The sequence below is a fragment of the Streptomyces chryseus genome (assembly GCF_014650755.1).
In the GTDB taxonomy this organism is placed as follows: Bacteria; Actinomycetota; Actinomycetes; order Streptomycetales; family Streptomycetaceae; genus Streptomyces; species Streptomyces chryseus.
The window spans coordinates 174,266-201,062 of record NZ_BMVO01000006.1 but is presented as its reverse complement, the minus strand read 5'-3'; the positions used below and the strand labels follow the sequence as shown (position 1 = coordinate 201,062).

Annotated in this window: 23 protein-coding genes and 1 riboswitch; of the genes, 15 read left to right on the top strand and 8 right to left on the bottom strand. The window is 73.3% G+C overall.

All coding sequences use genetic code 11. The features are described 5' to 3' along the window. Nucleotides 1-39 precede the first annotated feature (39 nt). Nucleotides 40-1,326: a cytochrome P450 gene (locus IE185_RS13070; RefSeq protein ID WP_229843476.1), complete on the top strand. Its 1,287-nt coding sequence runs from the start codon at nt 40-42 to the stop codon at nt 1,324-1,326. Here the strand turns inward: IE185_RS13070 and IE185_RS13065 are convergent, their stop codons facing one another. The 3 genes from IE185_RS13065 to IE185_RS13055 form a co-directional block, all read right to left on the bottom strand. After that, nucleotides 1,327-1,923 (bottom strand): Type-2Aa cytolytic delta-endotoxin, encoded by a 597-nt coding sequence (locus IE185_RS13065; protein WP_138896697.1) that lies wholly within the window; start codon nt 1,921-1,923, stop codon nt 1,327-1,329. Between the two features lie 96 nt (nt 1,924-2,019). Next, nucleotides 2,020-4,767: a SpoIIE family protein phosphatase gene (locus IE185_RS13060; RefSeq protein ID WP_189715160.1), complete on the bottom strand. Its 2,748-nt coding sequence runs from the start codon at nt 4,765-4,767 to the stop codon at nt 2,020-2,022. A 103-nt stretch (nt 4,768-4,870) separates the two neighbouring features. Further along, nucleotides 4,871-5,626 (bottom strand): LysM peptidoglycan-binding domain-containing protein, encoded by a 756-nt coding sequence (locus tag IE185_RS13055; protein WP_138896204.1) that lies wholly within the window; start codon nt 5,624-5,626, stop codon nt 4,871-4,873. A 4-nt stretch (nt 5,627-5,630) separates the two neighbouring features. Next, nucleotides 5,631-5,793, bottom strand: a riboswitch (cyclic di-AMP (ydaO/yuaA leader). A 468-nt stretch (nt 5,794-6,261) separates the two neighbouring features. On the opposite strand from IE185_RS13055, the gene IE185_RS13050 reads away from it, so the two are divergent. Next, entirely contained in the window at nt 6,262-7,065 is an 804-nt protein-coding gene (locus tag IE185_RS13050) for an SDR family NAD(P)-dependent oxidoreductase (protein WP_138896205.1), read from the top strand. A 15-nt stretch (nt 7,066-7,080) separates the two neighbouring features. Here the strand turns inward: IE185_RS13050 and IE185_RS13045 are convergent, their stop codons facing one another. After that, nucleotides 7,081-7,971: an SDR family oxidoreductase gene (locus tag IE185_RS13045; RefSeq protein WP_138896206.1), complete on the bottom strand. Its 891-nt coding sequence runs from the start codon at nt 7,969-7,971 to the stop codon at nt 7,081-7,083. A 163-nt stretch (nt 7,972-8,134) separates the two neighbouring features. On the opposite strand from IE185_RS13045, the gene IE185_RS13040 reads away from it, so the two are divergent. The 4 genes from IE185_RS13040 (at nt 8,135) to IE185_RS13025 (ending at nt 14,725) form a co-directional block, all read left to right on the top strand. Beyond that, complete coding sequence (locus IE185_RS13040) at nt 8,135-9,376, top strand: glycosyltransferase (protein WP_138896211.1); 1,242 nt, start codon at nt 8,135-8,137, stop codon at nt 9,374-9,376. 106 nt (nt 9,377-9,482) lie between these two features. Continuing rightward, complete coding sequence (locus IE185_RS13035; RefSeq protein WP_138896207.1) at nt 9,483-10,694, top strand: glycosyltransferase; 1,212 nt, start codon at nt 9,483-9,485, stop codon at nt 10,692-10,694. A gap of 68 nt (nt 10,695-10,762) precedes the next feature. Then, nucleotides 10,763-12,403 (top strand): phosphoglucomutase (alpha-D-glucose-1,6-bisphosphate-dependent), encoded by a 1,641-nt coding sequence (pgm, locus tag IE185_RS13030; RefSeq protein WP_138896208.1) that lies wholly within the window; start codon nt 10,763-10,765, stop codon nt 12,401-12,403. Nucleotides 12,404-12,505: 102 nt separating this feature from the next. Continuing rightward, complete coding sequence (locus IE185_RS13025; protein ID WP_138896209.1) at nt 12,506-14,725, top strand: NADP-dependent isocitrate dehydrogenase; 2,220 nt, start codon at nt 12,506-12,508, stop codon at nt 14,723-14,725. A 95-nt stretch (nt 14,726-14,820) separates the two neighbouring features. On the opposite strand, the gene IE185_RS13020 is transcribed toward IE185_RS13025, so the two are convergent. Next, nucleotides 14,821-15,801, bottom strand: coding sequence for a TIGR03557 family F420-dependent LLM class oxidoreductase (locus tag IE185_RS13020; RefSeq protein ID WP_138896210.1), 981 nt, complete (start codon nt 15,799-15,801; stop codon nt 14,821-14,823). A gap of 289 nt (nt 15,802-16,090) precedes the next feature. Between IE185_RS13020 and IE185_RS13015 the strand changes: the two genes are divergently transcribed. Further along, nucleotides 16,091-16,507, top strand: a complete 417-nt coding sequence (locus IE185_RS13015; RefSeq protein WP_229843475.1) for a CBS domain-containing protein — start codon at nt 16,091-16,093, stop codon at nt 16,505-16,507. Nucleotides 16,508-16,635: 128 nt separating this feature from the next. On the opposite strand, the gene IE185_RS13010 is transcribed toward IE185_RS13015, so the two are convergent. Further along, entirely contained in the window at nt 16,636-17,199 is a 564-nt protein-coding gene (locus IE185_RS13010) for a hemerythrin domain-containing protein (RefSeq protein ID WP_138898737.1), read from the bottom strand. 139 nt (nt 17,200-17,338) lie between these two features. Here IE185_RS13010 and IE185_RS13005 point away from each other — a divergent pair, with 139 nt between their 5' ends. Next, entirely contained in the window at nt 17,339-17,863 is a 525-nt protein-coding gene (locus IE185_RS13005; RefSeq protein ID WP_138898736.1) for a hypothetical protein, read from the top strand. A 52-nt stretch (nt 17,864-17,915) separates the two neighbouring features. Here IE185_RS13005 and IE185_RS13000 read toward each other — a convergent pair whose 3' ends face one another. Then, entirely contained in the window at nt 17,916-18,101 is a 186-nt protein-coding gene (locus IE185_RS13000) for a DUF2795 domain-containing protein (protein WP_138898735.1), read from the bottom strand. An 86-nt stretch (nt 18,102-18,187) separates the two neighbouring features. Then, the gene (locus tag IE185_RS12995; RefSeq protein WP_138898734.1) at nt 18,188-18,634 is read right to left on the bottom strand and encodes a DUF6098 family protein; all 447 of its coding nucleotides are present in this window, start codon (nt 18,632-18,634) and stop codon (nt 18,188-18,190) included. Between the two features lie 234 nt (nt 18,635-18,868). On the opposite strand from IE185_RS12995, the gene IE185_RS12990 reads away from it, so the two are divergent. The 7 genes from IE185_RS12990 (at nt 18,869) to IE185_RS12960 (ending at nt 26,708) form a co-directional block, all read left to right on the top strand. Beyond that, nucleotides 18,869-19,831, top strand: coding sequence for an NAD-dependent epimerase/dehydratase family protein (locus IE185_RS12990; RefSeq protein WP_138898733.1), 963 nt, complete (start codon nt 18,869-18,871; stop codon nt 19,829-19,831). Nucleotides 19,832-19,909: 78 nt separating this feature from the next. Next, nucleotides 19,910-21,583, top strand: coding sequence for a carbamoyltransferase family protein (locus tag IE185_RS12985; protein ID WP_138899077.1), 1,674 nt, complete (start codon nt 19,910-19,912; stop codon nt 21,581-21,583). Further along, the gene (locus tag IE185_RS12980; RefSeq protein ID WP_138899076.1) at nt 21,580-22,653 is read left to right on the top strand and encodes a glycosyltransferase family 2 protein; all 1,074 of its coding nucleotides are present in this window, start codon (nt 21,580-21,582) and stop codon (nt 22,651-22,653) included. The genes IE185_RS12985 and IE185_RS12980 overlap by 4 nt, the downstream gene beginning before the upstream one ends. Continuing rightward, the gene (locus IE185_RS12975; RefSeq protein ID WP_308432759.1) at nt 22,650-23,411 is read left to right on the top strand and encodes a D-glycero-alpha-D-manno-heptose-1,7-bisphosphate 7-phosphatase; all 762 of its coding nucleotides are present in this window, start codon (nt 22,650-22,652) and stop codon (nt 23,409-23,411) included. Before IE185_RS12980 ends, IE185_RS12975 begins: the two co-directional genes overlap by 4 nt. After that, a complete protein-coding gene (locus IE185_RS12970) occupies nt 23,408-24,490 on the top strand; it encodes a glycosyltransferase family 9 protein (RefSeq protein WP_189715159.1) in 1,083 nt (360 codons plus the stop codon). Before IE185_RS12975 ends, IE185_RS12970 begins: the two co-directional genes overlap by 4 nt. Next, a complete protein-coding gene (locus tag IE185_RS12965; protein WP_138899345.1) occupies nt 24,487-25,452 on the top strand; it encodes a glycosyltransferase in 966 nt (321 codons plus the stop codon). The genes IE185_RS12970 and IE185_RS12965 overlap by 4 nt, the downstream gene beginning before the upstream one ends. Further along, a complete protein-coding gene (locus tag IE185_RS12960; protein ID WP_189715158.1) occupies nt 25,449-26,708 on the top strand; it encodes a glycosyltransferase in 1,260 nt (419 codons plus the stop codon). Before IE185_RS12965 ends, IE185_RS12960 begins: the two co-directional genes overlap by 4 nt. Nucleotides 26,709-26,797: the final 89 nt, after the last annotated feature.

Below are 26,797 nucleotides of genomic sequence, written 5' to 3'. Positions count from 1 at the left end.
GACCAGGGCCGCGCACGAGGAAGGGGGGTGGGTTCCGTCATGGCGATACCCATGGGCACCGTGGATCTCTTCGACCAGGAGTACGCGCTCGACCCCTTCCCGGTATGGGACGGGCTGCGCGAGAACGCGCCGGTGCACTACGAACCGGACACCGGCCTGTGGCTGGTGAGCCGGTACGACGACGTACGCACCGTGCTGCGCGACACGCGCACGTTCCTGCCGGACAACGCGATGGACGCGATCGGCCGCTTCTCGATGCCCACCCTGCGTGTGCTCGCCCGGGCCCGGTTCGCCCTGCCTCCCACCCTCGCCAGCAACGGCGGCGAGAGCCACGCCGGATACCGGCGCGTCATGACCCGGCTCCTGAACGCCCAGGCCGTCACCGCCGCCGTGCCGATGATCGAGCGGGTGACGGGGGAGTGCCTCGACCAGCTCGAACGGCGGCTGGACGCCGACGGCGTGTGCGACCTGGCCACCACGCTCGCGCGGGACGTACCGCTGCGGGTCCTGCTGCGGATGCTCGGCCTCGAAGGGGCCGAGGACGTCGGCCTCGACACGCTCGCCCGCTGGGGCGACGCCTCGCTCGAACTGTTCTGGGGACGGCCGGACGCCGCCCGCCAGATCGAGCTGGCCGGGGAAGCGGCCGACTTCTACTCCTGGCTCAGAGGACTGGTGACCGGGCCGGGAGCCGCGTCGGGCGCGTTGCTGGCCGCACTGGCGGAGCACCGGCTGCCGGACGGCCGGCCACTGCGCGCTGCCGAGTCCGCCGCGGTGCTCTACTTCATCGTCATCGCCGGTCAGGCGACCACCCGGCAGATGCTGAGCATCATGTACCGGCGCGCACTCGGCGAACCGGGGCTGTGGCGGCGCTTCGCGGACGAACCTGACGGCGTGGAGCCCTGGACCGACGAGGTCCTGCGACGGGAGCCGCCCATCACCACCTGGCGGCGCGTCACCGGCCGGCCCGTCACGCTCAGCGGCGTGGACATACCGGCGGGCGCGCCCCTGCTCCTGATGCTGGCCTCCACCGGATCGGACCCCGACGTGTTCGACAGCCCCGAGCAGCTCTGCCCGCACCGGCCGAACCGGCGCAAGCACCTGGCCTTCGGCGTGGGACGGCACCGGTGCTCCGGGGCCGAACTGGCCCGCACGGAGGCCGACGTGGTGCTGCGGACGACCGCCGCCCGGCTGCCGGACCTGCGGCTCGTGGACCCCTCGTCGGTCCCGGAGATGCTGGGACTGCTCTCCTTCCGGGCCCCGCTGCACGTCCTGGTGGAGCGCGCCGCGTCCCACCCCGGCGCGGGGCGGGACGCGGCGGCCCGGTGATCAGGCGGCGGCCGGTGCGTCCTGCCGCACGCTGATCGCGTTCAGCCGGATCGTGCAGCGGGCGGTGTCCCCGACGGTCAGCGCGCGGACCTCCTCCGGGCCCAGATCCACCGTCACGTTGGCGCAGAAGGCGACGGCGTACAGCGCGTCCCCGCCCTCCTCGTCCTGGAGGGCGAACAGCAGGTTGTAGTAGTAGCTCGTACGGTCCGCCTCCTCCCGGTAGAAGGAGAGGTGGGTGCCCGCCTGCCGGCCCAGGCCCACGAACGCGTCGGTGAGGGCCTCCTCGGACCTGTCCCAGAACGCGGAACCGGCGGACACCGCCGGAAGGGCCTGGCGTACGGCCTCCTTGAGGGACAGGACCATGACGCTCACCGGGGCGGTCTCCTGGAGGCCCCAACCGCGGATGATCTTCACCGTCGAGCAGTCCGGGACGGCGCCCGCCGCCCGGCTGATCTCACCGAAGTCGAAGTCCACCGTCGCCGGCGCGATCGCGTGCTGGAACCCGGCCTCGATGCTCCGCGCCCGGTCCATGAAGGACGACCCCACCTCGAAGACCGTCCTGAACGTGGTCTTCTCGGCGGCGATCTGGTCAGCCATTGCTGCTCCTGGTGTGTCGGAAGTGATCGCGCCCGGCGCAAGTATGCCGTTCGCTCCTCCGCCCAACGCACGGGGCACGGCCCGTACCGGCGTCCGTCACAGGGGGTCGCCGGGCAACCAGGACAGATCGTCCAGGTCCAGTTCCGGGGCCGGCCGCGAGCCGTCCGCCAGGGGCTGCTCCACCCACATCACCTTGCCGGTCGCCGTGTACCTCGTTCCCCACCGGCCGGCGAACTGGGAGACGAGGAACAGCCCCCGGCCGCCCTCGTCCGTGGTGGTGGCCCGCCGCAGGTGCGGGGCGGTGCTGCTGCCGTCGGACACCTCGCAGATCAGGCCGCGCTCGTACATCAGCCGCACATGGATCGGCTCCGAGCCGTAGCGGATCGCGTTGGTGATCAGCTCGCTCAGCATGAGTTCGGTCGTGAACCCGATCTCTTCGAGTCCCCAGGTCTCCAGCTGCGCGCCGCACGCCGCGCGGACCGGGGCGACGGCCGCCGGGTCGGACGGGACGTCCCAGTCGGCGACCCGGGTGCGGTCCAGCAGATGCGTGCGGGCCACCAGCAGCGCGATGTCGTCCCGGCGGTGCGCGGGCAGCATCGCGCCGAACACGGCCTGGCAGGTCTCCTCGGGCGAGGGGTCCGCGGCGTCCGCGAGCGTCCGGCGCAGCAGGCGCAGACCGGTGTCGATGTCGCGTTCCCGGTGCTCGATGAGACCGTCGGTGTAGAGGACGAGCCGGCTGCCCTCCGGCAGCCGCACCTCGGCGGTCTCGAAGGGCATGCCGTGCAGGCCGAGGGGCGGGAAGACCGGTACGTCGAGGATCTCCACCGTGCCGTCGGGGCGGGCCAGCGCGGGGGCGAAGTGCCCCGCCGTGGCCATGGTGCACACGCCCGAGACCGGGTCGTAGATGGCGTACAGGCAGGTGGCACCCGAGATGCCGTCACCGTCGTCGCCCTCCTCGTCGTCGATGCGCGAGACCAGCTCGTCGAGGTGGCCCAGCAGTTCGTCCGGCGAGAGGTCCAGGGCGGAGAAGTTGTGGACGGCGGTGCGCAGCCGGCCCATGGTGGCGGCGGCGTGCAGTCCGTGCCCGACGACGTCGCCGACGACCAGGGCCACCCGGGCTCCGGGCAGCGGGATGACGTCGAACCAGTCGCCGCCCACCCCGGCCTGCGCCGGCAGATAGCGGTAGGCGACGTCCAGGGCGTCCTGCTCGGGCAGGCTCCGCGGCAGCAGACTGCGCTGGAGGGTCACGGCCATGGCGTGCTCGCGGGTGAAGCGGCGGGCGTTGTCGATGGCGACGGCGGCGCGGGCGGCGAGTTCCTCGGCGAAGGCCAGATCCTCCTCCCCGAAACGTGCGGTGGGCGCGGCACGCCAGAAGTTGGCCATGCCCAGGACGACCCCCCGCGCCTGCAACGGCACCGACACCAGGGAGCGGATGCCGAAGGCGAGGGCCCGGTCGGCCCCCTCGGGGTCCTGCGAGCGCCAGCCGTGGGCGCCCGCCAGGTCGGCCTCCCGCACCGCGTGGCCGCCCGCCAGGGCCGCCGCCATGGGGGTCGTGGGGACGAGGAACCTGATCAGGTCGCCCACCGGCTGGAAGGGGCGGTCGGCGCCGCCGCCGCTGACCGCCGCGCGGCGCATCTCGGTGTGGGCGCCGTTCGGCTCCTCTCCGCGCAGTACGGGATCCAGCAGCTCGACCGTGGCGAAGTCCGCGAACCCGGGCACGGCCACCTCCGCCAGCTCCTCGGCGGTCCGGAGCACGTCCAGCGTGGTGCCGATCCGCACGCCCGCCTCGTACAGCAGCTTCAGGCGCTCCCGGGCCACCTCCGCCGCGCCGGACAGCGCCCGCAGCTCGGTGGTGTCGCGGAGCGTCGCGGCGGTGCCGGGGAGGCCGCCGTACGGGGCGGTGGGGCGGGTGTTGACGGCCAGCAGCCGGTCCCCGGCCAGGTGGACCTCGTCGGTCACGGTGCGGCCGGAGACCAGGAGCCCGGCGATGGAGTCGTCGAGGCCGAGGTCGGTGATCTGCCGCCCCTCCGCGCCCGGGGGCAGTTCGAGGAGCCTGCGGGCCTCGTCGTTGGCCAGCATCAGCCGGCTGTCGTCGCCGACGATGAGCACTCCCTCGCGCACGGCGTGCAGAACCGCGTCGTGGTGCTCGTACATCCGGGTCATCTCGGTCGGTCCGAGGCCGTGCGTCTGCCGCCGCAGCCGCCTGCTCACGAGGACGGCGCTGCCGGTGGCCAGGGCGAGGGCAGCGGCGCCGGAAACGAGGAGGATGGGCAGGTGGCGATCGACGGCGTCCCCGACGTTGTCGACCGTGACACCCGCGGCGACCAGGCCGACGACGGTTCCGTCGGCGTCGGTGACGGGGACGACGGCCCGCGCCGCGTCGTTCGGGGCGCCCGTGAAGATCTCCGTGAAGGACTCACCGGCCGCGGCGCGCCCGACGCCCTCGGCCCGCTGGCCGATCAGCGCCGGGTCGGTGTCGGTGTACCGGGTGCCGTTCGGGGCCATCACGGCGATGAAGTCGACGCCGGATCCCCGCTGGGCCGCGATCGTGGGGCCGCGCAGCGCGGTGGGCGGGTCGGGGGAGCGCAGGGCCGCCGCCGTTCCGGGGGCGTCCGCGAAGCCCTCCGCGACGGCCAGGCAGCGGTTACGGGCGTCGCCCTCGCTGTCGCGGCGGGTCTGGAACGCGAGCGCGACGACGGCGGCGGTGATCAGCAGCACCGCGACGACGATCTGGAGCAGGAGCACCTGGCCGGCGGCGCTGCGCACCTCCAGCCGGGAGCGCACTCCGCGCCGGGACGAACGCGGTGGCCCGCCATCCGTGGATCGTCCGGGACGTCCGCTCATGCACTATTTCTAGCATTATGCGGAATTGTCGGGCGGGTCATTGGTCTGCCTGCCCGGGTGAGGCACCCGTGCGGGGTCTCGCCCGGGCAGGCAGCCGGTCGTTCTAGTACGGGCCGTTCACGTTGTCGATCGAGCCGTACCGGTCGGCGGCGTAGTTGCACGCGGCGGTGATGTTGGCGACCGGGTCGTAGCTGTCCATCGACGTACCGGGCACGTGGTAGGCGGCGAACGTGGGCGCGATGACCTGGAGCAGGCCCTTGGACGGCGTACCGGCCACGGCGTTGGAGTCCCAGTTGTTGATGGCCCTCGGGTTGCCCGAGGACTCGCGCATGATGTTGCGGTGGATGCCCTCGTACGTGCCGGGGATGCCGTGCTTGGCCATGATGGCCAGCGACTCCTTGATCCAGCCGTCCAGGTCGTTCGTGTACGTCGTGGTCTTGGCCACGGCGGCACGGGTCTGCGAGCGGTCGGCGCGGTCGGCGGCCGGGGTGGCCTTCGCCGCGGGCTTCGCCGGGGCCTTGGCCTTGGCGCCGATCGTCAGCTTGAGGCCGGGGTGGATCAGCGACGGCTTGTCGCCGATGACCGCCCGGTTGTCCTCGTACAGCTCTTTCCAGCCGCTCAGCGAGTGGGCGGCGGCGATCTTGGACAGGGAGTCGCCGGCGACCACGGAGTAGGTCTTGGGCGCGGCCTTCACGGCCGCCGGGGCCACGGCCTTGGGGGCGGCGGCGGGCTGCGCCGCGCCGGCGGTGGTCGCGCCCATCAGGGGCAGGACCAGTGCGGCGCCACCGGTGCCGACGGCGATGAAACCGCGAGTGATCGATCTGGCCTTGGTACGGCGGTGCTTACCCTTCGAGGGCATGACGAATTCCTCTCCGTCGCCTGCGAGGTGAGCTGTCGGGTTCGGGCTGGAGATGCCCGGTCGCGCGGTCGGCGCGACTTCACCCCAAGCCGTTCCGGATTTCCCGGACCGGCGGCTTACCTGGGTCCCCCGCTCCTGCCGTACGTGAGTGTGAGTGGGTGTGGATTCCGGACGGCGGCAGGATTCGGCGGTCCACCCGGATTGACGGTGACGTTAAGCGAGACGGCCCGGGAAGAACAAGCCCCGCAAACCCCGGAGCAATCACCAAAACGTTCCGGCGCGGGGGAACTTCTGTCACTGTCCGTGGGCGGCAAACCCAACTTCCGCCCTCCGGCTGGAAACTGACGGACGGCAGGACATTCGCGTTCCGAGGCGGACGTGACTGGTATCACGAGCCGCGCCGCACAACGCCCCTTCGGGGCAAACAGCCCACGTCGGCCATTAGGGGTCGGAACGGGCATTGTTCATGAGGGGCTCAGACAACAGGGGCCTCTTGAGCGGGAGTTGGCGTCTGGCCTGCGCTGTGGCGCGACTGGCGGGCGGCGTGCTGTTGAGCACTCCATGCCGAGCGGCCGACGGAGTGGGGCGAAAGAGGGCATACGATACGAAACGGTTCGCGTGGGTACCCGCCGCTCATGAACGAGAACAGGACCAGACCGCTGGCCGTCGTCACCGGCGCCTCCAGCGGAATCGGTTTCGAGCTGGCCAAGCGGTTCGCCGAGCACGGCTTCGACCTCGTACTGGCCGCCGAGGACTCCGGACTCGGTGTCGCGGCGGACGAGGTGCGGGCCCACGGCGCCGGCGTGCACGTCGTGCGGGCCGATCTCGCCACGCCGGAGGGCGTCGAGAAGCTCCTGGGTGCCGTCACCGCGACCGGGCGGCCCGTCGACGCCGCGGCGCTCAACGCGGGCGTCGGTCAGGGCGGGGCCTTCCTCGGCACGGACCTGGCGGACGAGCTGCGGGTGATCGACCTCAACATCACCTCCACCGTCCGGCTGGCGAAGGGTCTGCTGTCCGGCATGGTGGCCCGTGACCAGGGGCGACTGCTGTTCACGTCGTCCATCGCCGCGACCGTGCCGGGTGCCTTCCACGCCGTCTACAACGCCACGAAGTCCTTCGTGCAGTCGTTCGCGCAAGCGCTCCACAACGAGCTCAAAGGCACCGGGGTGACGGTCACCTGCGTCATGCCCGGCGCCACGCGGACGCCCTTCTTCCACCGCGCCGGCATGGACGACACCCAGGTCGGGCGGCAGAAGAAGGACGACCCCGCGCAGGTGGCGCGGCAGGGGTTCGAGGCGCTGATGGCCGGCCGGAAGAAGATCGTCGCGGGCTCGGCGAGAACCAAGGCGCAGGGGCTCGTGAGCAAGATCGTCCCGGACGGCGTCAAGGCGGCCGCGCACCGCAAGGCGGCGCGGCCGGTCTCCGGCGCGCCGAAGTGAGCCCCGGCCGGCCCGTCACGGCAGAGGCGTGCCGCCCGTGGCGTTGACGATCTCAGCCGTGATGTAACTCGCCCGGGGCGAAGCGAGGAACACGTAGGCCGGGGCCATCTCGGCCGGCTGCGCGGGCCGGCCCAGCGGCGACTGCTTTCCGAACTTTGTGGTGTCCGGCATCGTCGCCGGAATCAGCGGCGTCCACACCGGGCCGGGAGCGACCGCGTTGACGCGGATTCCGCTCGACGCCACCATCTGCGCCAGGCCCTGGGTAAAGGCGACAATGGCCGACTTCGTCATGGCGTAGTCGAGCAGGTGCGGGCTCGGCTTGTAGGCCTGGACGGATGTGGAGTTGATAATGCACCCGCCCTCCGGCATATGAGGGAGAGCCATCTTCGACAGCCAGAACATGCCGTAGAGATTCGTCTTCATGACCCGGTCGAATTGTTCGGTCGTAATCGAACCGATGCCGTCCGGCTGAGACATCTGATACGCGGCGTTGTTCACCAGGATATTGATGCTGCCGAATTCCGAGACCGCGCGCTCGATCAGCTTCCGGCACTGCTCCTCGTCCCGGATGTCACAGCTCACCGCTACGGCCCGGCGCCCCGCCTCCTCGATGAGCTTCGAGGTCTCGGCGGCGTCCGTCTCCTCCTGGGGAAGGTGCGTGAACAGCACATCGGCGCCCTCGCGCGCGAAGGCCAGGCACACCGCCCGGCCGATCCCCGAATCCCCGCCGGTCACCACCGCGGCGAGCCCCTCCAGCAAGCCGCTTCCCCGGTACGAGTCCTCGCCGTGGTCCGGCGGCGGGTCCATCGGCCCGGTCCATCCGGGGTGTGCCTGCTCCTGGTCCGGCAGATCCGGCTGCGGATGCTTCGTGACGGGGTTCTCCACCGCGCGGTCTTCGTCCTTCATGGGGCTCGCTCCTGTCCGGTCGGGTTTTCGACCACACCTGGGTTCCCCGAAGCCGAGCACTCGAATCAGGTGCCGGGCCCCGCTCCGTGGCCGGTCGCACGGCCTCGCGTACGGCGCAGGTCCGATGCCCGGCGTCATACTGGTCGCCATGCGGGTGGCGTTGATGACAGCGGGTTCGCGCGGTGACGTGGCGCCGTACACCGGGCTCGCCCACGGTCTGGCCCGGGCGGGCCACGAGGTCACCCTGGTGACCCACGCCTGCTTCGCGCCCCTGGTGGCCCCGGCGGGCGTCGGCTTCCACCCACTCCCCGTCGACCCGCGCGCGGAACTGCACTCGCCCCGGGGCCGCGCCCTGCACCGCAGCGTCACCGGGGCCGGCAAACTGGCGCGGATGGTCGCCATGGCCCGGGAGCTGGTCGGCGGGATGACCGACGAGCTGCTGGCCGCGGCCCGGCAGAGCGACGTACTGCTGGTGTCCAGCTCGCTGGGGCCCCTCGGCCACACCGTCGCCGAGGGCCTGGGACTGCCCAGCATGGGCGTCTACCTGCAACCCCTGGCCGCCACGGCCGCCTTCCCGCCGCCGGTGACCGGCACCCGCTCGTGGGGCGCGGCCGGGAACCGGCTGGGCGGGCGCACGGTGAACGCCGCCGTGGACGCCGTCTTCGCCGACACCACGCGCGCGCTGCGGGCGCGGACCGGGCTTCCCCCGGCGAGCGCCCGCGCCGCCCGGCGCGCCCGCGAACAGCAGGACTGGCCGGTCCTGCACGGCTTCAGCCCCCTGGTGGTCCCCAGGCCCCGCGACTGGCGCCCCGGACTGACCGTCGCGGGCTACTGGTGGCCCAAGGACCCGCCGGAAACCCGGCTGCCGGCCACGCTGCGCGCGTTCCTCGCCGCCGGGCCGCCGCCCGTCTTCGTCGGCCTGGGCAGCGCCACCGTGCCCGACGCCCCGCTCCTGAGCCGGGAAGTGGTCCGCGCCCTGCGGGCCGCCGGACTGCGCGGCGTCGTCCAGCGCGGCTGGGCCGGACTGCACGCCGAGGCGGACGCCACCGACATGTTCACCGTCGACGAGATCCCCCACTCCGTGCTGTTCCCGCACATGGCGGCCGTGGTGCACCACGCGGGCGCCGGCACGACCGCCGCCGGCCTGCGGGCCGGCGTCCCCGCCGTACCCGTCCCCATCCAGTTCGACGCGGCCTTCTGGTCCTCGCGCCTCGTCGCCCTCGGCGTCGCCCCCGAGGCGGTCCCGCTGCGCGGGCTCACCGCGCCCCGCCTGGCCGCCGCCCTCGGGCGCGCCACGGGCGACGCCTCGCACCGGCACCGTGCCGGCGCTCTGGCGGCCCGCCTGCGCGCCGAAGACGGCGTGGGTCCCGTGCTGGCCGGGCTCGACCGGCTCGCCGCGCGCTAGCCGCCGGCCCCCGGCCGCACCGGCGCGGCGCGGCCGGGAGCATGAGCGTTCAAGAGGATGATCGAACGGGAAAACGCTGTCGAGCGGGCGAACGGTGATCTCTGGCATGCGCGTCCTGTGTACTTCGGTCCTCTCCCCCTCCCAGACGCGCGAGGCGCTCCGCTTCGCGCTCCTGCTGTCCGGCGCGGGTCATGAAGTGCACATCGCCACCGAGGAACACCTGCTCGGCACGTTCCTGGACCGGGGCGTCACCGCCACCGCGTGCCTGCCGAGCCTCTTCGGCGCCGCGACGGCGGCCGGCGGGGAGACCGGCGACGCCGTCGAACTGCTGCACAGCGGCGCCGCGTCCCCGGACACGGCGGCGCTCGTACTGGCGGGACCCCATCTGCTCGGCCAGTTCAAGGCGCTGGACGCGGTGGCCCACGACTTCAAGCCGGATCTGCTGCTGCGCGACGCGATGGATGTCGCCGCCTGCCTCGTCGCCGAGAAACTGGGCATCCCCCACGTGGCGATGCCCTCGGGAGCGAAGGGCTTCACCGACCCGGCCGCCCTGCTGCCGCGCCTCGACCAGTGGCGCTGCGCGGCGGGCCTGCCGCCGAGGGGCGACCCGCTGTCCCTGACGGCGCACGGCCACCTCGACTACCTCCCGCCGGCCTGGACCTTCGCGCCGCACCTCCCGCCGGCCCTCGCCTACCGCCAGCCCGCCTTCAGCGACCCGCGCGCGAAACTCCCCAGCTGGATCGTCGGCCTGCCCTCCGACCGGCCCCTGGTGTACGCCGGGATCGGCTGCGCCATGCCCCTGTTCCTGCCCTCGCCGGAGGGGCACCGCCCGCCGCCCGGCCGGCCCGACCCGGCGACGGTCCTGCGGTCCATGATCGAGGGCCTGTCACGACTCGACTGCGTCGCCGTGGTGTCGACCAGCGGTGTGGCCGTCGGCCAGGTCGACTCCGCGCCCCACGTCCATGTCGTCGACTCCGTGCCGCAGCCGCTCCTGCTGGAGGCCGCCGACCTCTTCCTCACCCACGGCGGCTACACGAGCGTGCGGGAGTCCATCAGCACCGCGACCCCCATGGCGGTGCTGCCCAGGACGGCCGACCAGCCCATGAACGCGCGGCGTGTCACCGAGCTCGGCATCGGACACGAGGTCACCGACTGCACCCCGTCCGGCATCGCGTCGGCCTGCCGCCGTCTCCTCGGCGACGACTCGGTGCTGCGGCGGGTGAAGCAGGCCCGTCTGGCCACCCTCGCCCTGCCCACCGTGGAGACGGCCGTCAGTGACTTGGAAAGCCTGGTCAACCATCACTCGGCCCCACAATGACACCCGCCTGTGGTACGCACGGGTGACCGAGGCCGAGACCGGCACCGACGATCTGGAGGAGTGGGCAGATGGCGCACGAACGAGCGGGACGACTGGCCGGACCGGACGACCTCACCGACGTGGCCCGGCTGGTGACGGCGTACTACGCGCTGCACCCCGACGTGCGGGAGCCCGGCCAGCGGGTCGCGTTCGGAACGTCCGGGCACCGGGGATCGTCCTTGTCGACGGCGTTCAACGAGGACCACATCGCCGCGACCAGCCAGGCGATCTGCGAGTACCGCAGCCAACAGGGCATCGACGGGCCGCTCTTCCTCGGCGCCGACACCCACGCCCTGTCCGAACCCGCCCGGGTGACGGCCGTCGAGGTCTTCGCCGCCAACGACGTGACCGTGCTCATCGACACGGCCGACGGCTACACCCCGACACCGGCGGTGTCCCACGCCATCCTCGCCCACAACCGGGGACGCGCCTCGGGCCGCGCCGACGGGGTGGTCGTCACCCCGTCGCACAACCCGCCCGCCGACGGCGGCTTCAAGTACAACCCGCCCAGCGGCGGCCCGGCCGGCTCCGAGGCGACCGGCTGGATCCAGGACCGCGCCAACGCGATCATCGCGGACGGCCTGAAGGACGTACGTCGGCTGCCCTACACCAGCGCCCTCGCCGCGCCCACCACCGGGCGCTACGACTTCCTGGACCGCTACGTCACCGACCTGCCGTCCGTCCTCGACCTGGACGCGGTACGCGCCGCCGGCGTGCGCATCGGGGCCGACCCGCTGGGCGGGGCGTCGGTCGCGTACTGGGGCCGCATCGCCGAGCAGCACCGGCTGGACCTGACCGTGGTCAACCCGCGGACCGACCCGACCTGGCGCTTCATGACGCTGGACTGGGACGGCAGGATCCGCATGGACTGCTCGTCGCCGTACGCCATGGCCTCGCTGATCGACGCGCGCGACCGCTACCAGATCGCCACCGGCAACGACGCCGACGCCGACCGGCACGGCATCGTCACCCCGGACGGCGGCCTGATGAACCCCAACCACTACCTCGCCACCGCGATCGGCTACCTCTACGCCCACCGCGACCAGTGGCCCGCGGCCGCCGGGGTCGGCAAGACGCTGGTGTCGTCCGGAATGATCGACCGGGTCGCGGCCGATCTCGGCCGGCGGCTCGTCGAAGTACCGGTCGGCTTCAAATGGTTCGTGGACGGGCTGTCCGACGGCACGCTCGGCTTCGGCGGCGAGGAGTCGGCCGGGGCCTCCTTCCTGCGCCGGGACGGCTCGGTGTGGACCACCGACAAGGACGGCATCATCCTGGCCCTGCTCGCCTCCGAGATCCTCGCCGTCACCGGAAAGAGCCCCTCCGAGCACTACGGGGCGCTCACCGCCCGCTTCGGGGAGCCCGCCTACGCCCGCGTCGACGCCCCGGCGACCCGGGAGGAGAAGGCCGTACTGGCGCGCCTGTCGCCCGCGCAGGTCACGGCGGACTCCCTCGCGGGCGAGCCGATCACCGCCGTACTGACCGAGGCGCCCGGCAACGGCGCTGCCATCGGCGGCATCAAGGTCACCACCGACAGCGCCTGGTTCGCCGCCCGCCCGTCCGGCACCGAGGACGTCTACAAGGTGTACGCCGAGTCCTTCCTGGGCCCGGACCACCTCGCGCGGGTCCAGGAAGAGGCCAAGGCCGTCGTCTCGACGGCGCTGGCAGGCTGAACGGACAGCCGGAAACGGAACGGGCCGGGCCCTGTCGAGACAGGGACGGTCAAGAGATATCTTGATGTCAAGCAATGTTGCAGACGTGGAGCGGAGCACCCGGTGACTGACTCGACCATCATCTACACACACACCGACGAGGCCCCGGCCCTGGCGACGTATTCGTTCTTGCCTGTGGTCGAGGCCTACGCCTCGACGGCCGGGGTCACGGTGGAGAGCCGCGACATCTCGCTCGCGGGGCGCATCATCGCCAGCTTCCCCGAGCACCTCCAGGAGAACCAGCGCATCGAGGACGCGCTCGCCGAGCTCGGCGAGCTGGCCAAGACGCCCGGCGCCAACATCATCAAGCTTCCGAACATCTCGGCGTCCATCCCGCAGCTGAAGGCGGCCGTCGCCGAGCTCCAGGAGCAGGGTTACGCCCTGCCGGACTACCCGGACGACCCGAAGACCGACGCGGAGAAGGAAATCCGCGCGCGCTACGACAAGGTCAAGGGCAGCGCCGTCAACCCCGTGCTGCGCGAGGGCAATTCCGACCGCCGCGCCCCCGCGTCGGTCAAGAACTACGCCAAGGCGCACCCGCACCGCATGGGCGCGTGGACGGCCGACTCGAAGACCAACGTCGCGCACATGGACACCGACGACTTCCGCTCCACCGAGAAGTCCGCCGTCATCTCCGAGGCGGGCGCCCTGCGCATCGAGCTGGTGGGCGACGACGGCACCACCACCGTCCTGCGTGAGTCGGTGCCCGTCCTGGAGGGCGAGGTCGTCGACGCGGCCGTCATGCGCGTCGCGGCGCTGCGCGAGTTCTTCACCGCGCAGGTGGCCCGCGCCAAGGCCGAGGGCGTGCTGTTCTCCGTACACCTGAAGGCCACGATGATGAAGGTCTCCGACCCGATCATCTTCGGTCACGTGGTCCGCGCCTTCTTCCCGAAGACGTTCGCCCAGTACGGCCAGGCGCTCGCCGCCGCCGGCCTGACGCCCAACGACGGCCTCGGCGGCATCCTCAAGGGCCTGGACTCCCTGCCGGCCGGCGCCGAGATCAAGGCGTCCTTCGAGACAGAGCTCGCCGAGGGCCCGGCCCTCGCGATGGTCGACTCCGACAAGGGCATCACCAACCTGCACGTGCCGAGCGACGTCATCGTCGACGCCTCCATGCCGGCCATGATCCGCACCTCCGGTCACATGTGGGGCCCGGACGGCCAGGAGGCCGACACCCTCGCGGTCCTCCCGGACAGCAGCTACGCCGGCATCTACCAGGTCGTCATCGACGACTGCCGTGCGAACGGCGCGTTCGACCCGTCCACGATGGGCTCCGTGCCGAACGTCGGCCTGATGGCCCAGAAGGCCGAGGAGTACGGCAGCCACGACAAGACCTTCGAGATCCCGGCCACCGGCACGGTCCGCGTCGTCGACGCGGCCGGCAACGCCGTGCTCGAACAGGCCGTCGGCGCGGGCGACATCTTCCGCATGTGCCAGACCAAGGACCTGCCGATCCAGGACTGGGTCAAGCTGGCCGTCACCCGCGCCCGCGCGACCGGCAACCCGGCCGTCTTCTGGCTCGACGAGACCCGCGCGCACGACGCGCAGCTCATCGCCAAGGTCCGCACGTACCTGGCCGGGCACGACACCGAGGGGCTGCGGATCGAGATCATGTCCCCGGTCGAGGCCACCGCGTTCTCCCTGGAGCGCATCCGCCGCGGCGAGGACACCATCTCGGTCACCGGCAACGTCCTGCGCGACTACCTGACCGACCTGTTCCCGATCCTCGAGCTCGGCACCAGTGCCAAGATGCTGTCGGTCGTCCCGCTGATGAACGGCGGCGGCCTGTTCGAGACCGGCGCCGGCGGCTCCGCGCCCAAGCACGTGCAGCAGCTCGTCAAGGAGAACTACCTGCGCTGGGACAGCCTGGGCGAGTTCCTCGCGCTCGCGGTGAGCTTCGAGCACCTGGCGCAGACGACGGACAACGCGCGCGCCCAGGTGCTCGCCGACACCCTCGACCGCGCGACCGCGACCTTCCTCGAGGAGGACAAGTCGCCGAGCCGTCGCCTCGGTGGCATCGACAACCGCGGCAGCCACTTCTACCTGGCCCTGTACTGGGCCCAGGAGCTGGCGAAGCAGACCGAGGACGCCAAGCTCGCCGAGGCGTTCGCGGCGCTCGCCAAGACGCTGGCCGAGCAGGAGCGGACCATCGTCGACGAGCTGATCGCGGTGCAGGGCTCCCCGGCCGACATCGGCGGGTACTACCGTCCCGACGCCGCCAAGGCCGCGGCCGTCATGCGTCCGTCGGCGACCTTCAATGAGGCCCTCGCGACCCTCGGCTGACACGACGCCACCTGCCGCGTCCCGCCGGACGCGCAGGCGTGACGTTCCGCCCCGGTCCGCCTTCGCGCGGGCCGGGGCGGTCCCGTACCCAGGTGTCAGGCGCGGTCGCCACCCGGCTTCAGCCCGGCGATGCGACCGGCGAGCTCCCGCTGGTAGAAGTCGATGAAGCCGTCCGGGTCGGGGCCCGCGTTCTGCATGACCAGACGGTCGAAGCCCGCGTCGACGAACTGCTGCGCCACCTCGACGTACCGGGCCGGATCCGTCCCGCACGCGAACTTCGCGAGGATGTCCTCCTCGCGCACCGTCGAGGTCGCCGCGTCGAAATTGACCGGGTTGGGCAGCTCGCTCATCACCTTCCACCCGGTCACGGCCCAGCGCGAGGTGTCCAGCGCGGCCTTGGCCGCGGTGCGCTCGTCGGGCGCCCAGGCCATCGGCACCTCCGCGTAGCACGGGCCGTCGCCGCCCGCGTCGCGGTACTGCCGGACGATCTCCGGCTTGTCCTCATTGGCGAACAGACCGTCGCCGAGTTCGGCCGCGATCCGCGTCGACGCCCCACCGCTCGCGGCCACCGCGATCAGCGGCAGCTCCTCGGGCAGGTCGAACACCCGGGCGTCCTCCAGCCGCAGGTGCTTGCCGTCGTACGACCGGTACCCGCCGCTCCACAGCAGACGGATGATCTCCAGGGCCTCCCGCAGCATCTCGTGACGCGTGCTGACGGCGTCCGGGAAGCCCACACCCACGACGTGCTCGTTGAGCCGCTCGCCCGAGCCGACGCCGAGCACGAAACGTCCGTCCGACAGCAGGGCGAGCGTCGCTGCGGCCTGCGCGACGATCGCCGGGTGGTACCGCACGGTCGGGCACGTCACGCCGGTCGCCAGGCCGATCCGTGAGGTCTTCGCCGCGATGCCGCCCAGCACGGTCCAGGCGAACGGCGAATGGCCCTGGTTGTCGAGCCAGGGATGGTAATGGTCGCTGATCTCGACGAAGTCGAAGCCCGCCTGTTCCGCCAGAACCGCCTGTCGCACCAGCTCCGCCGGGCCGAAGGCCTCGGCGGCGAGCTTGTAGCCGATCTGCATCTGCTCCCCTTCCTCACGTGTTCTCGCGCTGCCTCGCGCACCAACCGCTCGTCCGCGCAGACGTACCCCCGCGCCGGGGGAGCGCTTCGCCTTTCACCCGGTCGGCCCCGGAGGCGCGCACCGGCCCGCGGCACCGCCCGCCGGGCAATCGGATGACGCCCGCGCGGTGACGCCGCGGCGCGTTGGCCGCCGCCCGGGGCGGGCGTAGGAAGGGGGCGGGAGCCGGACCGGGGTGGCGAAGCCCCGGGCGGCTCCCTTCGCCATGAGGCACGAGGATGGGAAGACGACAGTGACGACTGCCAGAGAGATCATGACCCCCGGCACCGAGTGCATCGGGGCGGAGGAGACGGTGCTGGTCGCGGCCCGGAAGATGACGGAGCTGGGCGTGGGCGCCCTGCCCATCTGCGGGACCGACAACAAGCTCAAGGGCATGCTGACCGACCGCGACATCGTCGTGAAGTTCCTGGGCGCAGGCAGGGACCCCGGTACGACCAACGCGGGCGAGCTCGCGCAGGGCGAGGCGGTGACCATCGGCGCGGACGACGACGCCGGCGAGATCCTGCGCACCATGACCGCGCACAAGGTGCGCCGGCTGCCCGTCATCGACGGCCACGACCTGGTCGGCATGGTGGCCCAGGCCGATGTGGCCCGCGCCCTGGCCGACCCGCAGGTGGGCGACCTCCTCGAAGCCCTCTCCACGGACTGACCCGCCGGTCCGTCCCGGCGGCCCGCACCGACCCGGCGCCCCCGCACACGCCCGGGCCGGACGCGTCGCCACGCGTCCGGCCCGGGCGCCGGTACTCCTGACGGGGCGCCGAGCGGTTCTCCGGACTGTCAGGACTCCTTGCCCCGGCCCGACAGGGCGTCGCGCATCCGGTCCACCAGGCCGGCCCCGGGAGCCAGAATCTTGTTCGCCGGCGGCTTGTCCGGGGCCGAGGGGTGCGGACGCGTCGGCGCCGTCTTCTTGGCCTGGCGGACCTTGTCGCCCAGCTCGTTCAGCATCTCCGGCGAACAGGCCTCGCGCAGCCGGGGGAAGAGGTTGTTCTCCTCGTCCCTGATGTGCGTCCTGATCTCGGTCATCAGCTTGCCCACCAGCATGTCGAACTGCGGGTCGTCCGCCTCGTAGTTCTCCATGTCCTTCATGGTCTGCTCGGCCTCGGCGTGGTCCTCCAGCTCCTTGTCCGCCAGCGCGTCACCGCCGGGAACCAGCTCGCGGACCGCCGGGTAGAGGTACGCCTCCTCCGCGACCGAGTGGCGCACCAGCTCCATCGTGACCTGGTCCGCGTACACCTTCCGCTGCCTGTCGCCGGCCGGAAGCTCCTCGATGTTGGTGAACAGCTCCTCCACTTCCTGGTGGTCCGTGGTCAGCTCCGTGATGACGTCTCCGCCGTGTCCCATGTGTCGCTCCTTGATGTGGTTGATGTGGCCCGTGATGTGGCCCAGGCCACGCACCGCTCGTGACCCGCGCCACTTCCCCGCGCGAAGCCGCGGGGTAGCGTTCCTGACTTCCCTCCCGACGGATTCGGACGGTCCGGGCATGTCCGCAGATCTCGCCCCGCTGATAGCGGCGACCGCTCAGTGGCTGACCCGCGCCTACCCGTCGGGCGGCGGCGCGATGGACTCCGCTCTGTGCGAGGTGCAGGCCCGCCAGGCGGTGACGGTTGCGGCCTGGCTGCGCTATCCGACCCCCATGGACGCCGCGCTGGTCGCCGTGGCGGGGCCCGGGGGCTCCGACCGGCTCGACTGGGTCACCGGCGCGGACGGCGCCGGTGACGACCCGGACGCGTACGCGTGGCGCACCTGGGTCGACGAGGTCGTGGCGAGCTGGGCGGCGTGCCTGCTCGGCGCTCCGGGGCTGGCCGAAGCGGCCCTGGGCGCGCTCACCGGGTCCGGGCACGCGGCCGGTACGCCGGTCGACTTCCGGCGCCTGCTCACGCCCGACGCACGCGACCGGCGGGCGGCCGCGCTGCTGCGGCACCCCGATCTGCTGGCCCCCGTGGCCGGACTCCACCAGGACCGGCTCCTCGACCGCCTGAAGCCCGGGCCGGCGCTGACCGCCTGACGACCCGGGCCGACGCGGACCGGGCGAGACCACCGGTCCGGCTGGGGCAGGACTACCTGCCGACCGCCTTGTTGACGGACGCGGGGGAGTCGTACTCCTTCTCCGGCAGGGACTTGAGCGCCTCCTTGACCTCCGGGCCGGCGCCGTTGCTCTCCGCCTTCTCGATGATCTGCTTCTTCGAGGCCGGGTAGTTCACGCCGCCGAGGGACTTCTGCATTTCGATCGGGTTCACCTTCATGGGCCGATACATGCCACGGCCCGCCGGGCGGGCATGCCTCCCGCCCCGGCTGTCACCGCGATGGAGCACAGCGCCGCGCCCCGCCCTCATTGCCGGCGCCGCAGCGGGCCCCAGACGCCCTCCTGCCGGGCGACCTCGGCGGCGGCCTCCTCGATCATCCGCCCGTCGATCCGGCCGACCGGCTCGACGTCCACGACCAGCGGCTCGTTGTCGGGTCCGCGACCGGTCTCCCGGCCCCGCAGCGCCCAGGGGTGCACGTCGGGCCCCTTCTCGCGCGGCAGATGCGAGTAGTCGTGCAGCCGGCGGGCCACCCACACCCGCACCGGCCGGTCCTGCCACCACGGTTCGACGTCCAGGCAGTTGGCGCTCAGCCCCGGCATCGCGACGCCCGTCAGCTCGTCCCTGCTCGACACCGCTCGCAGGTCGGCGGCGGGGCCGCGCGACCAGCGCACATACAGATGATCACGCCCCTCGACGAGGCGGGTCAGTTCGTCGAGTGTGCGCAGAACGGGCAGGTCGTCCGGTGTGCTCATGGCAGTACTCATTCCTCGGCGCGTCCGTTTGTCACCCTCAGGCACCGAGGGGTGCACGCGACCGTAGGGGAACCGGCAAGCCGTGGCACGGAGCACCGACCCCCGGCGTGAGGAGGCGTCCGGCCGTCCCTCACTCTTCGTACATCACCCGGATGCTCTATGACAGCGCGCCGGGCACCCGGCCAGGACCGACTCTGATCGGAGGCTCACCCCCTCGGGTCGGAGGAGATCGAAATGAACACCGCTTTCTCGCACGACTGGGAGCACGCCGTCGTCACCGGCGGAGCCGGATTCGTCGGTTCCCACCTGTGCGCCGCGCTGCTGGCCTCAGGCACCGCCGTCACCTGTGTGGACGACTTCAGCACCGGCCGGCCCGAGAACATATCCGAGCTGCTCGACCACCCCGGTTTCACGCTGCTGGAGGCCAACGTCTCCGAGCCGTTCCACGTCGCCCGGCCGCCGGACCTCGTCCTGCACTTCGCGTCCCCCGCGTCCCCCGCCGACTACCTCCGGCTGCCGCTGCACACCATGGAGGCCGGCAGTCTCGGTACGCGCAACGCCCTGGCCCTCGCCCACGGCGCCGGCGCCCGCTTCCTCCTCGCCTCCACCTCGGAGGTGTACGGCGACCCCCAGCAGCACCCGCAGAACGAGCGGTACTGGGGCAACGTCAACCCGGTCGGCCCGCGCAGCGTGTACGACGAGGCCAAGCGCTTCGGCGAGGCCCTGACCACCGCCGAGGCCGACGCCCAGGGCACCGACACCGGCATCGTGCGGCTGTTCAACACCTACGGGCCCCGCATGCGCGGCTACGACGGCCGCGCCGTGCCGACCTTCATCCGCCAGGCCCTCGCCGGCGAGCCGCTCACCGTCACCGGTGACGGCCTCCAGACCCGCTCGCTGTGCTACGTCGACGACACCGTCGGCGGCATCCTCGCCGCGGCGGCCCACGGCATGCGCGGTCCCGTCAACATCGGCAACCCGAACGAGATCACCATGCTCGAACTGGCCCGGCTCGTCATCGAGCTCACCGGCTCCCGCTCCGAGATCTCCTTCATCGAACGCCCGACGGACGACCCCGCCGTGCGCTGCCCCGACATCACGCTGGCCGTGGACAAGCTCGAATGGGAGCCGCGGGTGCCCGCCGAAGAGGGTCTGCGCCGCACCATCGCCTGGTATCGCGCCCACTTGGACAGCTGATCCGGCCGAACGCCCCTCCCCGCCGCCCTCCCGCGCGGCCCGCCTTCGCCCCGATTCGCCGAAAGGCCTGGGACCCCCATGCGCATCCTCGGAATCAACGCTCTCTTCCACGACCCCGCGGCCGCCCTGGTCATCGACGGCCGGACCGTCGCCGCGGCGGAGGAGGAGCGGTTCTCCCGGCGCAAGCACGGCAAGCGCCCGGTGCCCTTCTCCGCCTGGGAACTGCCGGAGCAGGCCGCCGCCTGGTGCCTCAAGCGCGCCAACCTGCGCCCGCAGGACCTCGACGCGGTGGCCTACTCCTTCGACCCGGAGCTCGCCAGGGCCGCCGAGGCGATGGGGTTGGACGACCCCTGGGACCACCTGCGGCTCACATATGCCCGCCAGGCCCCCGCGTTCCTCAAGGCCGCCCTGCCGGGACTCGACCCGTCCATCGTCCGGTTCGTACCGCACCACATGGCGCACGCCGCGTCGGGCGCGTTCGCCGCCCCCGACGCGCAGACGTCTGCCGTACTGGTCCTCGACGGCCGGGGGGAGCGCGCCTCGCACCTCGCCGCCCGCCGGGTCAAGGGCCGGCTGGAGGCGTTCCACGCGCAGGACCTGCCGCACTCCCTGGGCCTGGTCTACGAGGAGCTCACCGAGCACCTCGGCTTCCTGCGCTCCAGCGACGAGTTCAAGGTCATGGCGCTCGCCTCGCACGGCACCCCGCGCATGCTGCCCGAGCTGCGCCGGTACGTGTACCCCACCGGCGACGGCGGCTTCCACGCCACGGGCGTGCCCTGGCACGAACTGTGCGCGCCGCGCGGCGCGGACGAGCCGTGGACGCAGGACCACGCCGACGTGGCGGCCAGCGCGCAGGCCGTACTGGAGGAGACGCTGCTCGACCTCGTGCGCTGGCTGCACGGCAAGACGCACGACAGCCTGCTGACCCTGGCCGGCGGCGTCGCCCTCAACTGCGTCGCCAACTCCCGGATCGCCCGCGAGGGCCCCTTCTCCCGTGTGTGGGTCCAGCCCGCCGCCGGCGACGCGGGGACCGCGCTGGGCAGCGCCCTGCTGCTCGCCGCGGGCTCCGGAGACGACCCGGTGCCCATGGCCGGCGCGGACCTCGGCCGGGACTGGTCGGACGCGGAGCTCCTGGCGTGGCTGAAGACGGCGGCCGTGCCGTTCGACCGGCCGGCGGACATCGCCGCGACCGTGGCCCGGGCGCTGGCCGACAACGCGATCGTGGCCTGGTTCCAGGGCCGCTCGGAGTACGGACCCAGGGCGCTCGGCCACCGCTCCCTGCTGGCCCACCCCGGCCACGCGGGCAACCTGGAGCGGCTGAACGACGTCAAGGGCCGCGAGCAGTTCCGGCCGGTCGCGCCCATGGTGCTGGCCGACCGGGCCCCCGACATCTTCGACGGCCCCATGCCGAGCCCGTACATGCTCTTCGTCCACGACGTGGCCGAGGAGTGGCGCGGCCGCATCCCCGCCGTCGTGCACGTGGACGGCACCGCCCGCGTCCAGACCGTCGACCCGGCGACCGAGCCGCTGGTCGCCCGGATGCTCGGCGAGTTCGAACGGCTCACGGGCCTGCCCGTCGTCGTCAACACCAGCCTCAACACGGCGGGCCGGCCCATGGTCGACGACCCGCGCGACGCGCTGGAGTGCTTCGGTTCCTCGCCGGTGGACCTGCTGGCCGTCGGCCCGTACGCGATCCGGCGCGGCGAGTTCTTCCACTCGTCGGACACCTACGACGACGGGGCGGCACGATGACACCGTACGAGGAAGAGACGACGGCCCCCGCGTACGCGGTGGTGATCCCCACGATCGGACGCCGCAGCCTGAACGCGTGCCTGCGGGCGCTGGCCGACGGGAGCGGGCCGAAACCGGCGCAGGTGGTCCTCGTCGACGACCGCCGCGAGAACGGCGGCGTGCCCCTGCCGGTCGTCGTGCCCGACGTCCTGCGGCCCGTCACCACCGTGGTGCGCGGCCGGTCGCGCGGACCCGCCGCGGCGCGCAACCGGGGCTGGCGGGAAGCCGGACCCGTGCCGTGGGCGGTGTTCCTGGACGACGACGTGGTGCCGGGCCCGACCTGGGCCGAGGACCTCACCGCTGACCTGGCGGCGGCGACGTACCGGACGGCCGCCGTCACCGCGCGCATCATGGTGCCGCTGCCGGCGGACCGGCGGCCCACGGACTGGGAGCGCAACACGGCGGGACTGGCCACCGCGCGGTGGATCACCGCCGACATGGCCTACCGCCGGGAGGCGCTCGAAGCCGTCGGCGGCTTCGACGAACGGTTCCGGCGCGCCTTCCGCGAGGACGCGGACCTCGCGCTGCGGGTGCTGGCGGCGGGCTGGACGGTGCACGCGGGCAGCCGCACCACGATCCACCCGGTGCGCCGCGCCGACCGCATGATCTCCGTACGCCTCCAGCGGGGCAACGCCGACGACGTGTTGATGAACCGGCGGCACGGCCGGAACTGGTGGACCCGGGCGGACGCGCCGCGCGGGCGCCTGCCCCGCCACCTGGTGGTGACCGGTGCCGCGCTGACCGCCCTGTCCTGCGCCGTCGCCGGGAGGCGCGGCGCGGCCGCGGCGTGCGCTGCCGGATGGCTGGCCGGTACGGCCGAGTTCGCCTGGGCGCGGATCGCACCCGGCCCGCGGACCCGCGACGAGGTCCTCACGATGGCCGCGACCAGCGTGCTCATCCCGCCCGCCGCCACGTGGCACTGGCTGCGCGGCCACGCCAAGTACCGCCGGGCCCTGCCGCTCGGCCCGCACGAGGCGGCGGCCCCGCCGCGCGCCCCGCGCGAGCCGGTCCAGGTACGGGTGGGCCCATGACCCGCCACCCCGCGGCGGCGCCGCCGGAACCCGCGAGCGGCCCCTGGCTGTTCGACGGCCCCCTGGTCGACCGCCCGCCCCCCGCACGAGTACGGCTCGCCCCCGGCGGGCCTCCGGACCCGCGCCGGGACCCGCCCGCCGGCGCCCCGTCCGTCGCCCGGGGACCGCACGGACCGGCGGCCTCCGGCCCGCACGCGCCGCCCGCGCGACCGCCGGTGCCCGCAGCGGTGCTCTTCGACCGGGACGGGACGCTCGTCGTCGACGTTCCGTACAACGGGGACCCGGCGCGGGTGGAACTCATGCCGTCGGCCCGGGAAGCCGTCGACGCCGTGCGGGCCCTCGGGATTCCGGTGGGCGTGGTGAGCAATCAGTCGGGCGTCGGCAGAGGTCTGCTGACGCGACGTCAAGTGGCCGCCGTGCAACGGCGGGTGGAGGAACTGCTCGGGCCGTTCGCGGTCTGGGCGGTCTGCCCGCACGCGCCCGACGACGGCTGCGGCTGCCGCAAGCCCGCGCCCGGTCTGGTGCTGGCCGCCTGCGCCCGGCTCGGCGTGCCGCCCGCGCACACCGTCGTCATCGGGGACATCGGGGCCGACGTGGCGGCGGCGTCCGCCGCCGGCGCGCGCGGGGTGCTCGTACCGACACCCGTGACGCGTCCGCAGGAGACCGCGGCGGCCGGGGAGAGGGCCGGTGATCTGCTCCGGGCCGTGCGGCTGGTGCTCACGCCGGGTGCGGCCGCCCGGACAGGGGGCGTGCGATGACCGCACCCCGGACACTCGTCGTCCGCCTGGACAGCGCGGGCGACGTCCTGCTCGCCGGGCCGGCCGTACGGGCCGTCGCGGCCGGCTCCTCGCACACCGCGCTGCTCTGCGGGCCGCTGGGCGTACGGGCGGCCCGGCTGCTCCCCGGTGTCGACGAGGTGCTGGAGTACGACGCTCCCTGGGCGGGGGTGGACCCCGCGCCCGTGACGCGCGCGGAGACCCGCCGGCTCCTGGGTGAGCTGGCCGCCCGCGCCTTCGACCGGGCCCTCGTCCTCGTCTCGTACCACCAGAGCCCCCTCCCGGCCGCTTTCCTGCTGAAACTCGCCGGTGTGCGCTGGACGGCCGCCGACAGCGAGGACTACCCCGGCTCACTCCTCGACCTGCGCCACCACCGGCTGCCCCACCGGCACGAGGCCGAAGCCGCCCTCGACCTGGCGCGGGACGCCGGCTTCCCGCTGCCGCCCGGCGACGACGGGACGCTGCGCGTCAGCCCCCCGCCCGCCACCGGACACCTGACAGGCCCCGGCCCGTACGTCGTCCTCCACCCCGGCGCCGCCGTCCCGGCCCGCGCTTGGAGCGCCGCACGGGCCGCGCGGGCGGCCGCCGCGCTGTCCGCCGCGGGCCACCGCGTCGTGGTGACCGGCGGGCGGGCGGAGAAGGACCTGACCGCCGAGGTCGCCGGCACGCACGCCCTCGACCTCGGCGGCGCCACCGACCTGCACCAGCTCGCCGGCGTCCTCGCCGGAGCCCGCGTCGCGGTGGTCGGCAACACCGGCCCCGCGCACCTGGCCGCCGCCGTGGGCACGCCCGTCGCCTCCCTGTTCGCGCCGGTCGTGCCGGCCGAGCGGTGGGGCCCGTACGGCGTGCCCCACGTCCTGCTCGGCGACCAGGCCGCGCCCTGCGCCGGGACCAGGGCCCGGCAGTGCCCCGCACCGGGCCACCCCTGTCTCGACGGCGTCGGCGACGCGGAGGTGCTCGCCGCCGTGGCGGCGCTCGGCGGCCGTGCCCGCCCCGAAGCGGGCCGCCCGGCGCTACCGGGCGGCGTACCCGAGAAGGAACGAGGAGGAGCGACCGCATGAACATCCTGCTGTGGCACGTACACGGCTCCTGGACCACGGCGTTCGTCCAGGGACCGCACACCTATCTCGTTCCGGTGACCCCCGCGCGGGATCCCGACGGGCTCGGCCGGGCCCGTACCTTCACCTGGCCGGACTCCGTACGGGAGGTGACACCCGAGCAGCTGCGCGAGACGCAGGTCGACCTCGTCGTCCTCCAGCGCCCGCACGAGCTCGAACTCGCCGAACGCTGGCTGGGCGGACGCCGGCCGGGCCGCGACGTACCCGCCGTCTACCTGGAGCACAACGCTCCGGACGGCGAGGTGCCGAACACCCGGCATCCCTTCGCGGACCGCGACGACCTGACGCTCGTCCACGTCACCCACTTCAACCGGCTGTTCTGGGACAACGGGTCCACCCGCACCGAGGTCGTCGAGCACGGCATCGTCGATCCCGGGCACCAGTACACCGGCTGGCTCGCGCGCGCGGCGGTCGTCGTCAACGACCCCGTCCGGCGCGGCCGGTACACCGGTACGGACCTGCTCCCGGCGCTCTCCGAGGCGACGCCGCTCGACGTCTTCGGCATGCGCAGCGAGGGCCTGGCCGCGCACCTCGGCATATCCGACGACCGGTGCCACACCGCCGACCTTCCGCAGAGCGAGCTGCACGCGGCCCTCGCCGAGCGCCGCATGTACCTGCACCCGGTGCGCTGGACGTCGCTCGGCCTGTCGCTGGTGGAGGCCATGCACCTGGGCATGCCGGTCGTGGCACTGGCCACCACCGAGGCGGTCGAGGCCGTCCCTCCCGGCGCCGGAACGCTGTCCACCCGCCCCGAGGTGCTCGCGCGCGCCGCCCGGCACTACCTGGAGGAACCGGAAGCCGCGGCCGAGGACGGCGCGCGCGGCCGTCAGGCGGCACTCGAACGGTACGGGCTCAAGCGCTTCCTGGGCGACTGGGAGCGCGTGATGACGGAGGTGCGTTCATGACATCCCTCGGCCCCACAGGCGGCGTCGCCGGCAACGGCGCCCTGTCGATCGCGCTCGTCTCGGAGCACGCCAGCCCCCTCGCGGTCCTCGGCGGAGTGGACGCGGGCGGCCAGAACGTCCACGTCGCGCGCCTCGCGGGCGCACTCGCCGACCGGGGCCACCGCGTCACCGTCTACACCCGGCGGGACGCGCGCGACCTGCCGGAGCGGGTGCCGCTGCGCGCGGGCGTCGAGGTGCACCACGTGCCCGCCGGGCCGCCGGAAGAGATCCCCAAGGACGAACTGCTGCCCCACATGCTGGCGTTCGGGCGCTACCTGGCGCGGGAATGGCAGGTACGGCCGCCCGACCTCGTCCACTCGCACTTCTGGATGTCCGGCCTCGCCGCCCTTCACGCCACACGCGAACTGCGGCTGCCGCTCGTCCACACCTTCCACGCCCTCGGCACGGTGAAGCGGCGCCACCAGCGGCGGGCCGACCCCAGCCCGCCCGCCCGGATCGCCTGCGAGCGGGAGGTGGGGACGGGCTGCGACCGCATCGTCGCCACCTGCCACGACGAGGTCACCGAACTGGGCCGGATGGGCATCCCCTCCGACAAGGTGAGCGTCGTGCCGTGTGGCGTCGACACCGCCGAGTTCACCCCGTACGGGCCGGTCGCCGACCGCGACGGGAAGTACCGGCACCGGCTGATCCAGCTCGGCCGCCTCGTGCCCCGCAAGGGCGCCGCCGTCTCCATCGCCGCGCTGGGCGCGCTGCCCGGCACCGAACTCCTGATCGTGGGCGGCCCGTCGGCCGACCGGCTCGACGACGACCCCGAGGTCCGCCGGCTGCGCGACCTCGCCCAACAAGCCGGGGTCGCGGACCGGGTCCGCTTCACCGGCGGGGTGCCCGGCGACGAGGTGGCGCCGCTGCTGCGGACCGCCGACGTGGTGCTGTGCCCGGGCGACTACGAGCCGTTCGGCATCGTCCCGCTGGAGGCCATGGCCTGCGGCAAGCCGGTCGTCGCCAGCGGAGTGGGCGGACAGCTCGACACCGTCGCCGACCCCGCCACCGGCCGCCTGGTGCCGCCCGGCGACCCCGAGGCCCTCGCCCGCGCCGCCGGCGCGCTGCTCGCCGACCCCGCGCTGCGCGAGGCGTGCGGGGAGGCCGGCCGCCGCCGGGTGCTGAGCCGGTACGGCTGGCCGCGCGTCGCGGCGTCCACCGAGTCCGTGTACGGCGAGGTCCTCGCCCTGCGGCCCGCTGTGACGGGGGCCCTCTGAAGTACCCGCCCGTCGGGCGCCCCCGGCCGTCAGCCCCCCCGACCGTCAACCGCGCAGCACCGATGTCCGAAGGAGGTGCGGGTCCGGCC